Source organism: Variovorax sp. CF079 (genome assembly GCF_900101545.1).
GTDB lineage: Bacteria > Pseudomonadota > Gammaproteobacteria > Burkholderiales > Burkholderiaceae_C > Variovorax.
In genome coordinates this window covers 118481-130551 of record NZ_FMZU01000003.1, presented here as the reverse complement: position 1 = coordinate 130551, position 12071 = coordinate 118481, and the positions used below count along the sequence as shown (strand labels likewise).

The 12071-nt window shown below is 67.5% G+C and carries 4 protein-coding genes; all 4 read left to right on the top strand.

What is annotated here, in order from left to right:
• The first annotated feature begins 2 nt into the window (after nt 1-2).
• Nucleotides 3-3512 (top strand): exodeoxyribonuclease V subunit gamma, encoded by a 3510-nt coding sequence (gene recC / locus BLS74_RS04950; RefSeq protein WP_093103437.1) that lies wholly within the window; start codon nt 3-5, stop codon nt 3510-3512.
• On the top strand, nt 3509-7303 hold the full coding sequence (recB, locus tag BLS74_RS04945; RefSeq protein WP_093103436.1) for an exodeoxyribonuclease V subunit beta: 3795 nt from the start codon (nt 3509-3511) through the stop codon (nt 7301-7303). The genes recC and recB overlap by 4 nt, the downstream gene beginning before the upstream one ends.
• Nucleotides 7300-9429, top strand: a complete 2130-nt coding sequence (gene recD, locus BLS74_RS04940) for an exodeoxyribonuclease V subunit alpha (protein ID WP_212733627.1) — start codon at nt 7300-7302, stop codon at nt 9427-9429. The genes recB and recD overlap by 4 nt, the downstream gene beginning before the upstream one ends.
• Before the next feature lie 737 nt (nt 9430-10166).
• Complete coding sequence (locus BLS74_RS04930) at nt 10167-11543, top strand: HNH endonuclease (RefSeq protein WP_093103433.1); 1377 nt, start codon at nt 10167-10169, stop codon at nt 11541-11543.
• Nucleotides 11544-12071: the final 528 nt, after the last annotated feature.

Sequence of the window (12071 nt, the reverse complement as noted above, 5' to 3'; positions counted from 1 at the left end):
GCATGACGCATCGCATCGAACCGGGCCTGTTGGTCCTGCACAGCAACCGCACCGAATGGTTGGCAGACGCTGTCTTCCAGTGGATCGCCCGCCAGCCACTGAACCCGCTGGAGGAGGAGGTGTTCCTCGTCCAGAGCAATGGCGTTGCCGAATGGCTGAAGATGACGCTGGCCGCGCACAGCGGGGTGTGTGCCGCGGCCCGCGTCGAACTGCCGGGCCGTTTCCTGTGGCGCGCGTACCGCCAGGTGCTGGGCCGCGATGCCGTGCCGGCGCAATCGGTGCTCGACAAGCTGTCGATGACCTGGCGGCTGATGGAACTGCTGCCCGCGGTCCTTCCGCGTCCAGGCTTCGAGCCGCTCGCGCGTTTCCTGGCCGATGGTTCCGTGGCACGCCGGCTCCAGCTGGCCGAGCGCCTCGCCGACCTGTACGACCAATACCAGGTCTATCGCAGCGACTGGCTGGCGGCGTGGGAGGCTGGGGAAGACATCCTGCCGCGTGCCATGGCCGGCAATGCAACCAGGTCACGGCCGCTGGCGACCGACCAGTTGTGGCAGGCCGCCTTGTGGCGCGAGCTGCTCGCCACCCTGGACGACGGAGAGCGCGGCGCCATTCGATCCCGCTTGCACGGCCGCTTTGTGGCCGCGCTGCAGACCCCTCAAGGCCAGGCAACCCCCGTGGCGCGACGCGTGGTCTTGTTCGGAATGACCCACGTTCCGATGCAGACGCTCGAAGCCCTTTCGGCGCTCGCCGCGCATTCGCAGGTGGTGCTGGCCATTCCCAATCCGAGCCAATACCACTGGGCCGACATCATCGAGGGCCGGGAACTGCTTCAGATGGAGCGGCGCCGGCAGCCACTGCGCAACGGCCGAGACCTCGCCACCGTCCCGATGGAGGAGATGCACGCCCATGGCCATCCATTGCTGGCCGCGTGGGGGCGACAGGGGCGCGACTTCGTGCGGCAACTGGATGCCTTCGACGATGCGCAGGCCACGCGGCAGCGCCTTGCCGGGCTCAAGATCGACCTCTTCGACGCGCAGCCGGGCGTGACCCTCCTGCAGCAGGTTCAGGCTGGCATCCGGGACCTGGAACCCTTGCAGGATCCACCCCGCGCGGCCATCCCTGCTGACGACCGGTCGATCGTTTTTCACGTGGCTCACAGCCCGCAGCGCGAAGTGGAAATCCTGCATGACCAGTTGCTGGCGTTGCTCGCCGCGCCAGCCCGCGGCGCGGGGGCCCAGCCTTTGCAGCCGCGCGATATCGTGGTCATGGTGCCGGACATCGCCGCTTTTGCGCCCGCCATCCGTTCGGTGTTCGGCCAGTACCGCCGCGGCGATCCGCGCTTCATTCCCTTCGATATCGCCGACCTGCAGGAGCGCGGGAACAATCCGGTGCTGGTGGCGTTGGAGTGGCTGCTGCGCCTGCCGCAGCAGCGCTGCCGCGCGAGCGAGGTGCGAGACCTGCTGGACGTGCCCGCTGTCGCCAAGCGCTTCGACCTGGACAGTGCCGACCTGCCGCGGCTGGCGCAGTGGATGGAGGGGGCCGGTATTCGCTGGGGCCTGGATCTGGCGCACCGCAACGAACTCGACTTGGCCGCCTGCGGCGAGCAGAACAGCTGGATGTTCGGGCTGCGGCGCATGCTGCTCGGCTTCGCCGGCGGGCCCGGCGCCCGGGCGTTTCAGGGGATCGAACCGTATGCGGAGGTCGGCGGACTCGAGGCATCGCTGGCTGGATCGCTGGCCGACGTGCTCGGCGCACTGGTGCAGTGGTGGCAGGTGGCCGCAACCGAGGCCACGCCGGTCCAATGGGCCACGCGCGTGCGGGCGCTGCTCGATGCCTTCTTCACGCCCACCAACGAACGCGAGCGGCTCACGCTGGCTGCGGCCCACGACGCCTTGCGCGACTGGCTCGCAGCCTGCGACACCGCCGGCTTCGACCAGTGCGTGCCCCTGGCCGTGGCGCGCGAAGCCTGGCTGACGGGTATCGACGCACCGAATCTCCATCGGCGCTTCCGCGCCGGTGGGGTCACCTTCTGCACGCTGATGCCCATGCGCGCAGTGCCGTTCGAGGTGGTGTGCCTGCTCGGCATGAACGACGGCGACTACCCGCGAAGCAGCGCGCGCAGCGATTTCGACCTGATGGGCCTGCCGGGCCAGCGCCGGCCTGGCGACCGCTCGCGGCGGGACGACGACCGCCAGCTGATGCTGGAGGCACTGTTGTCGGCGCGGCAGGTCTTCTACGTGAGCTGGGTCGGGCGCAGTGTCCGCGACAACAGCGCGCAGCCTCCTTCCGTGCTGGTGTCTCAACTGCGCGATTTCCTGCAGGCCAACTGGCGCGGAGACGCCGCGGCCGTACGCACCACCGAGCATCCGTTGCAGCCTTTCAGTCGCCGCTACTTCGAGGCGCCGGCGTTGTCCGATCCCACCAAGGACGATGGGTTGTTCACCTTCGCCCGTGAATGGCGCGCTGCCCACGCGGCCGATGCCTCGACCGACGCAGTGGCGCCGCCGACGACAGCGGTGGACGCACCCGCCACGCCGCGATTGACCTTGGCCATGCTGACCAGCTTCCTGAAGAACCCGGTCAAGCACTTCTTCCGGCAGCGGCTCGGCGTGGTGTTCGCGGACGAGGATCAGGCGTGCGAGGACGACGAAAGCTTCGGGCTCGATGGCCTGGAAGAGTACGGGCTGCTGGCGCAGATCGTGGCCGAACTCGGAGCGCCCTCGGCGCCGACGCCGGACGAACCCGCCACGCTCAATGGGCGAATCAATGAACTCATGGGCCGCATCCAGCGTGCCGGCCAACTGCCCATGGCCGAGATCGGGCGCCGCGTTGAGCAGGAGCTGGCCGAGGCGGCCCTGCCGATGCTCGCCCAGTGGCACGCCGTGCTGGCCGAGCATCCCGAGCCAGCGGCGAAGGCGCCCCTGCGCCTCACCGAGGACGCGGTGACGATCGACGATTGGCTGGACGGCCTGCGCCGTGCATCGCCGGATGCGGACGGGCGCACCTGGTTGTTACTCATGCCGTCGCGCCTGCAAACCACCGCCAAGACACCCGAGCTGCGTCCCGAACAACTGATCGGGGCATGGGTGCGCAGCCTCGTGGCCGGCGCCTGCGGCATTGCGGCACATGGCGTGTTGGTCGGACGTGACGCGAGCGTGAGCATCACGCCCATGGAGCCGGATGCCGCACGCACGACGCTCGCCGCCTTGCTGGCAGGCTGGCGCGAGGGCATGACCCGGCCGCTCCCAGTTGCCTGCCGCACCGCCCTGGCGTGGCTCAAGGAGAAGGACGCAGCCCCGATCTACGAAGGCAACGGCGACTTCATGCGGGCCGAGGGCGAGGAAGCGTGCCTGGCGCGCGAGTACCCCGACTACGAGGCCCTGACGGCTGATGGCCAGTTCGAAGTCTGGGCCGAGCAACTCTATGGCCCGGTCCTGCACTGGATCGCGGCCCACGTGAGCGTCGAATCGCACCTGGCCGCTGAAACCCGCCGCGAGGTCGCAACCCCATGAGCCACACCCTCGACCCGTTGACGCTTCCCTTGTGGGGCAGCCGCCTGATCGAAGCCAGTGCCGGCACCGGCAAGACCTGGACCATTGCAGCGCTCTACGTGCGCTTGGTGCTGGGGCACGGCGCTTCGGACCCCGATAAGAGCTTCGGCCGACCGCTGATCCCGTCCGAGATCCTGGTGATGACCTTCACGCGGGCCGCCACGCGCGAACTGTCCGACCGGATCCGCGCTCGGCTGCTGGAGGCGGCGCGCTGCTTCCGGGGCGAAGCCTCGGCAGACGGCGACCCCTTGATGGCCGAGCTCCTGGCCGGCTACGCGCCGGGCCCAGCTCGCAAGCATGCGGCGTGGCGGCTGGCCATGGCCGCAGAAAGCATGGACGACGCGGCCGTCCACACCATCGATGCCTGGTGCCAGCGCATGCTGCGCGAACATGCCTTCGACAGCGGCTGCCTGTTCGACGAGACCCTCACCAGCAACGAAATGGTCATGCTGGGCGAAGCTTCGCAGGACTATTGGCGCCAGCAGATCTATCCGCTGACCGGTGCGGTGCTGGACGAGGCCCTGGCCGTCTGGAAATCCGTCGACGAGCTGAACAAGGACGCGCGGGCGCTCAAGGAGCAGGTGCTGCCCCCGGGGTGCGGTGCGGGCACGCTGGCTGAATGCATCGAGCGAACTTTGACTGAGCAGGCCGCGGAACTCGCGAGCCTCAAGGCCGGTTGGGTCGAACGTGCGCAGGCCATGCAGACCTGGATCGATGGGCAGATGGCGTCGAAGTCATGTCCATTCGATGGGCGTCGCATGAGCAAGGCCCACTACCCGCGCTGGCTGGACGCGCTCGCGCAATGGGCCCGCGAACCGTTGCTGGAGCGGCCCGACGTCAAGACGGGGGAGACCCGCTTCACGCCCGACGGCCTGCGCGAAGCATGCAAGCCGGGCTGCAACGTCGATCCGCCCGCCTGCTTCGCCGAGTTCGAAGCGCTCATGCATGCATTGACCGAACTGCAACCGGTCGCCACGCCGATCCGCCTTCACGCAGCGTTCCACATCGCGGCCCGCCTAGCCGCCCTCAAACAGCAAGCCAGCACCTTCGGCTTCGCCGACATGCTGTTGCGGCTGGACGCGGCGCTTGATCCCGCCAGCAACGCGGAGGCGGCCGAGCGCTTGCGCGCACGCATCCTGGCGCAGTATCCGGTGGCGCTTGTCGACGAGTTCCAGGACACGTCCCCGGTGCAGGCCCGCATCTTTGACCGGCTGTATCGCATCGCTGCGAACGACCGCCAGACCGCGCTGCTGCTGATCGGCGACCCGAAGCAGTCGATCTACGGGTTCCGGGGTGCGGACATCCACAGCTACCTGACGGCGCGCCGCGCGACGACCGGGCAGCACTACATGCTGGGCACCAACCATCGCTCCACGGCGTCGGTCGTGGCGGCGGTGAATCATCTGCTGGACCATCCCGAAGGCCGGGACGGCGAGGGCGCCTTCATGTACCGCAGTGCGCCTGCGGCGGAAGGGGTACCCACCGAGAACCCGTTGCCGTTTCTGCCGGTAGCAGCGCGCGGACGAGCCGAGCGCCTGGTCAGCGCGGATGGCGCTGTGCCGGCGGTCACGCTTGCGCTCGATGCCAGCTTGAGCCGGGGCGCCGCAAGCCGGCGTGCCTTCGCGGCGCGCTGCGCGGAGCGCATTGCCGGCCTGCTGAACGACCCGACGGCGGGCTTTGAGGAGAAGGGGAGCGACTTCGCGCGACTGCGGCCCGCGGACATCGCGGTGCTGGTGCGCACCGGCACGGAGGCCGCCGCGGTCCAGCGCGAACTGCGCCGCCGCCGCGTGGCCTCGGTGTACCTCTCGGACCAGCAGTCGGTCTTTGCGAGCGCGGAGGCGCAGGACCTGCTGCACTGGCTGCGGGCGGTGGCCTCACCCCTGGACATTCGCCTGGCGCGCGCGGCTTTGGCCACGCGCAGCGTCGGGCTGACCATCGCCGAACTGATGCGCCTGGCTGACGACGACGAGGCGTTCGACGAGCGCAGCGAACAGCTGCGCCAGCTGCATGTCGTCTGGCAGCAGCAGGGCGTGCTCACGATGCTGCGGCAGACCCTGCATTTGCTGGACCTGCCGGCACGCTGGCTCGGCACTCTCCCGGCCGGTGGCAGCCAGGAGGTGGGCATGGATGGCGGCCATGACGGCGAACGCAGGCTGACCAACTTCATGCACCTGGCGGAACTGCTGCAGGCGGCAAGCGGCCAGCTCGACGGCGAGCAGGCGCTGGTGCGCTGGCTGGCCGAGCAGACGCAGGGCGAGCCGACGCGCAACGACGACCAGATCGTGCGCCTGGAAAGCGATGCGGACCTGGTCAAGGTGGTCACGGTGCATGCGTCCAAGGGGCTCGAGTATCCGCTCGTGTTCCTGCCCTTCGCGAGTGGCTTCCGGCCGGTCGAGCGCAAGACCACCCGGATGATCAACCTCGCCGGCACTGATGGGCAGCGCACCCTCCACCTGCACCTGAGTGAGGCGCACATCGATGCAGCCGACAAGGAGCGGCACCGGGAGGACCTGCGGCTGTTGTACGTCGCACTGACGCGCGCGCGTCACGCCGTGTGGGTGGGACTCGCAGCCCTGAAGTCCGGCAACAGCGATCGCTGCACGTTCACGCGCAGCGCCATCGGGTATGTCGTCCACGGCCATGGGGACCTGCACCAGGACGCGCTGAAGACTCAGATCGAGAAGTTGATCGCGGGCTGCCCCGACATCGTGCTGGTCGATGCGCAGCCGCTCGAGGCGCTGGCCCGCACACCCTTGCAGCCACGGGAGGCCGCGCCGGCGCTGCGTGACCTGGAGCCCTACATGGCGACTTTCGAGCGTCACTGGACCATCGGCAGCTTCTCCGCCTTGGTTCGGGACCTGCCGTCGACGGGAGCGGCCGCGGCCAGCGTCGCAGCGGTGCGCGATGACGAGCACGTGAACCTGGCGAGCATGGACGAAGCGGCACCTGCCGCCGCCCACGCGGCGGTGCCCGGGAATGCCGCTTCGCTGTCCGGTGCCACTGTGGTGTCCGACGGTGGCCAGCCCTGGCATCGCTTTCCACGCGGAGCGCTGCCGGGCAACTTCCTGCACGACCAGCTGGAGTGGCTGGCCAGCGAGGGCTTCGACCTGAACCAGTCCCCCGATCGCGCGGAACAGCTGCAGCGCCGTTGCGAGCGTCAAGGCTGGGGCGAGCGGAGGGCCGACGTGCGTGAATGGTTGGGCGAGGTGCTGCGTACCCCGCTGCCGCCGGTGGGCGCCGATCTCGAGAGCGTTCGCGCTGTCCTGCCCGAAATGGAGTTCTGGTTCCCGGTCGACGGGTTGTCCGCATCGGCCATCGACACCCTGTGTCGCGATCACCTGCTCGCAGGGTGCGCGCGTCCGGTCCTGCCTGAGCGCGAACTCAGGGGCATGCTGATGGGTTTTGCCGATGTGGTGTTCGCGCACGGCGGCCGCTACTGGGTGCTGGACTACAAGTCGAACCATCTGGGCGAACGCGACGCCGACTACACGCCCGAGGCGCTGGAAGGCGCCATGGCCGCGCATCGCTACGACGTGCAGGCGGCCGTCTACCTCCTGGCACTGCACCGGTTGCTGCGCGCTCGCCTGGGTGCAGGCTACGACCCGATGCAGCACCTGGGTGGCGCCGTCTTCTTCTTCCTGCGCGGGGTTCACAGCGCAACGCACGGCTGCTACCACGTCCCGCCCTCCCTGGAGGTGCTCGACGGGCTGGACCGACTCCTGCAACAAGAACCCGAGGAGGTCGCGCCGTGAGTGCCACCCTGCCTTCCGATTCGCTGGCATCGGCCGACGTTGCCGTTGCCAAGCTACTGCCCATGTCCTCGCGACCTCTGCTCGCGCTCATGGCGTCTTGGCGAGAGCAGGGCTGGCTGCGACGGCTTGACATCGCTTTCGCGCGTTTCCTGGTCGATCTGTCGCCGGACGTCCCGGACGCGCTGGTGCTGGCCGCTGCCCTACTGGTACACATGGAGGGGCGTGGGCACTCGTGCCTCCGGCTGGACGAGCTCCTGCGCGATCCGCAGGATATTCTGGGCTGGCCGGCCGAGCCCGCGGCGGCCTTGCGCGCGGTGCTGGATACATTGCCGGGCGACGCCGACGCCTGGATCGAGGCGTTCCGGGCCTGCCCGCTGGTCGGGGCCGATGATGGCGCCCGGGGGTCGGCAACGGTCGACGGTCATCCGCCGCTGATGCTGCGCGGGCACACGCTGTACCTGCGGCGTTACTGGGACGATGAGCGACGCGTGGCGGCACAGGTCGATGCGCGCAGCAGGACCGTGCTGCCAGTGAACGCCGTGGCGGTGCGCACGTGGCTGGACCGCCTGTTCCCCGCCGACGTCACTGCGCCGGCGAGCGGCGAAGAGGCCATTGACTGGCAGAAAACAGCCTGCGCCGTGGCGCTGCGCAGCAAGCTGTCGATCCTGACCGGCGGTCCGGGCACCGGCAAGACCTACACGGCCGCCCGCCTGCTGGCGCTGCTGTACGCAGTGGACCCGGCGCCGGAGCGGATGCGCGTGGCGCTGGCCGCGCCGACCGGCAAGGCGGCCGCGCGGCTCAAGCAGTCGATCGAGACCTCGCTGGCCGAACTGCAGGACCGCCTGGGCGACAGCTTGCCGCTGGGGGCCCTCGCCGCCCACATCGGCGCCGCCCGGACGCTGCACTCGCTGCTCGGGGCGCGGCCCGACACTCGCGCGTTTGGCTTCGACGCGGCGCACCCGCTGGAAGTCGACGTCGTGATCGTGGACGAGGCTTCGATGATCCACCTGGAAATGATGGCCGCGCTGCTGGAGGCACTGCCGTCGCAAGCGCGCGTGATCTTCCTGGGCGACAAGGACCAGCTGGCCTCGGTGGAGGCGGGCGCTGTGCTGGGCGACCTGTGCCGCCATGCGCAGCAGGGACGCTATCGGCCTTCCACGGCCGCTTATGTGGAAGCGGCCTCCGGCCAGTGCATCCCCACGGCTTTCCTGGGCGACGGTGCGCCGCTGGCGCAGCAGACGGTCATGCTGCGTGCCAGCAAGCGCTTCGGCGGGGCCATCGGCCAACTCGCACTGGCTGCCAATCGCGGTGACTCGGCTGCCGCGGCGACCCTGCTGCGCGACAACGGCAGCCCCGCGGTGGTGTGGCTCGACGCCGAATCTGCTTCGGCTGCCGTGCAGCTGGCGCTGGAGGGGCGCGGCGCCGTCGTGGGCGCGGCGGATGCCGCAGGGGCGGCCGGTGTGTATGGCGGCTACGGCGGCTATGTGGCGGCGCTGCAGGCACGGCCACGTGGGGACGATGCGCCTGCCCACGCCAGTTGGACGCACGCGGTGCTGCGTGCGTTCGAGCGCTTCCGGGTGCTGTGTGCGGTGCGCGAAGGCGAGTGGGGTGCCATCGGCCTGAACCTGGCGATCGAACGGGCGCTGGTGGCGGAGGGCCGTCTGACGAAAGCAGGCGAGTGGTACGAAGGCCGCCCCGTCATCGTCACCCGCAACGACGCCGGCCTGGGCGTCTTCAACGGCGACATCGGCATCACGCTGAAGCCGCCGGCCAGGGGCGCCCCGCTGCGCGCCTACTTCCTCGACGGCGACACCGTGCGATCGGTCGCCGTGAGCCGGCTGGCGCATGTCGAGACGGCGTTCGCCATGACTGTCCACAAGTCGCAAGGCTCGGAGTTTGCGCACACGGTGCTGGTGCTGCCACGCGAGCCCAGCCGGGTGCTGACGCGCGAACTGGTCTACACCGGCATCACGCGGGCGCGGGAGGCATTCACGCTGGTGACGGGACGCACGGCGGCGATGGCCGATGCGCTGGCGCATCCCACCCAGCGCGCGAGCGGATTGCTCGAGCGGTTGGAACCCGGGGACGCTCGCTTGTCCCACTCATCTCGCGAAGGCCCCGCATGAAGTTCGTCCCGCCGCGGGCGCTCGCGTCTCCCGGCGCGCGTCTTTGCTCGTCGTACTTGACCGCAAGGAACACAGATGCCTCTTGAAAATCGCGTTGATCCCTGGGGCCACATTCATGCGGTGGCGGCACGAGGCACTTTGCTCGGAAATCGAGGGAGGCTTCACGATGAGATTCGGCAGCTCACACGGCAATGGGATCGTAAGGCCTGGGTCACGTGTGAGCTTGAGCACGACGGGCGCAAACGCGAAGTGTTCGGTCCAAACTCGTATTCCGAGCTGTTCTTTCTCGATGAAGCCACGGCGTTCTCCGCTGGGCATAGGCCGTGCGCGTCTTGCCGGCGAGCGCGGTATCTGGAGTTCAGATCAAAGTGGACGGATGCGAATGGGGCGGCCTTCTCACTGCCAGATGCGTCAATGACCGAGGTCGACAAGCTGTTGCATGCGGAGCGTGTCACACGCGCTGGGACAAAGGCCACAATCGAAAGGCCGCTCGCAGATCTCCCCTTGGGGGCATTCATCGATGTCGAGGGAGAAGCATTTCTCGTTTGGCGTCCAGGGCTTCTGCAGTGGTCATTCAACGGATATTTTCCTTACAAGAGGAGACTGGCTCCGTCCGCTCCTGTGCGGGTGCTGACCCCTGAGTCCATCGTGCGAACTTTTTCCGCTGGGTTCGTCCCGACCGTGCATCCGTCGGCAGGTGTCTAGGATTTCTGTGGTTTGCCACGTCGATCGAGACCATGAACGCAAAGAGGCAGGAGCAGGGCAAGAGCGGCCGAAGGACGAGCAAGCAGGCACGGATCGACAAACGCTTCGCGCTGGTCGACACCGTCGGTGAGCTTCGCTATCCGTACAAGGTTGCCGAGGGAGGCAGCACCTACTCAGGATTCGTAGTGGGCCCTGATCGCCTGGGCGATCGCACCTCCCTCGACGATCTGGAGGATGTCGTTCGTTCGGTCGTGCTGCAAGGGCGGCGTCTTAGGGTGACCGTCGACCCCATGACCGAGGGGAAGGGCAGCAATCTGCTTTGTCTTCACGCCGGACGTGAGATCCAAGGCTACGTGCTTGCGGAGGAGTTGCACCATCTCGTGTCTGGCGCAGATATCGCGCCGATGGGAATCCCTGCTGCCTACCCTCGGCCTTCAGCCCAACCCGACGCCAGCCACTTTGCGGTGTGGGGTTCCGTGGGCATAACCGACCTGCATCGGCTGATCTCCACGTCGGGCCTCCCGGACCCGTACCTTTACCTGAGTCGTTCCGCGAACTGGTCCACAGTGGAGAGCGAGCGCAAGAAACGACCCAGCGACCTGCCTCCGATTCCGTTCTTTCTAGTCGAGGATCGCGCACCCACTCTCGCGACCTGGGTTGCGCGCATCGCCACAGTGCGGCGAAGCAGCGGTCCGAGCGCCTTGGTCGAACTCCAAGACTTCGCAAGACTGCTCGAGCCCGTCGGGCGCGAGCAGTTCAGGAACTTTCACACTGGAAAACCGTTGAACGGAGCTGTGAGCACGGATATGCCCTGCACGATGTCGCCCAAAGCGCGTGCAGCGCTTGCGCAGCGATTGCCGGTCTATGCATTCGAGGATGAAACCCTGTCGTCAGACGCCGCCCAAGCAGAAGTGGATCTGCGCGCGGACCCGCAAGCCGCCAGCGTACCTGAGACTACGCGCAAAGTTCTGGCCAATGCGCGCGTCGGGCAGGGCAGTTATCGTCAACGCATGATGGAACTTTGGAATTCCAAGTGCGCGGTGACACGTTGTGCGATCAAGGAAGTGCTGGTTGCTTCGCATGCGAGACCTTGGTCTGAGAGCACCAATTTCCAGCGCCTCGACGAGTACAACGGGCTGCTGCTCGCAGCATCAGTCGACAAGCTTTTCGACGCCGGCTTGATCTCGTTTGACGACAACGGGCTTCTTCTCGCATCGCAGACGCTCTCCGATCACGATCTCGCCAGCGTCGGGCTGACGCGGTCGTCGCGCATTCAAGTGATGCCGCGTCACCTGGATTACCTGCAGGCGCACCGAGTGAGACATTCACTACCCGCCGATCTCACCGGGCGCGCCGTTGACTCGTCCGCCGAAGCGGATGGCAATACGTGTCGCAGTACGAGTTTATAGCCGGGTATCGGGTATGCATCGTCTCTGACAAGGCCACCGGAGAGCCATCTTTTGCTATGGTGGGAATCCAGACATTCCGAGGAGCGGGCAGCATGGAGTCTTACAACGAATACAGTGCGACGGAACGCTTGAGCAAGCTGAGGGCGATGAACCGCCTTCTCGCTTCGGGGGAATTGGCCCCTGCGGTCGGACCTTGCGATCTCTGCGGTGACTCCGACGCCTCCGTTAAGTTTGAATATCATGACGAAGACTATGGTGCACCCCCGATCTGGGGCAAACCCGCGCAGTATTGCCTCTGCCTCCACTGCCACCGCTTCAAACTCCATAAACGTTTCGTCGAAGAATGTCAGGTCCAGCGCTCTGGCTCGCGTTCCTAGCACACGTGAGGCGCGGCGGGTATGCACGTGACCTGAAGATCCCATCGGTCAGGAGAGAAGTTGCTGCCTATCGCTTGGCCCTTGAAGAGAATCGACCAACGCCAATTCTTTCAGCGCACAACGGGGGTTACAACAAGGCCGCTGGTGAAGA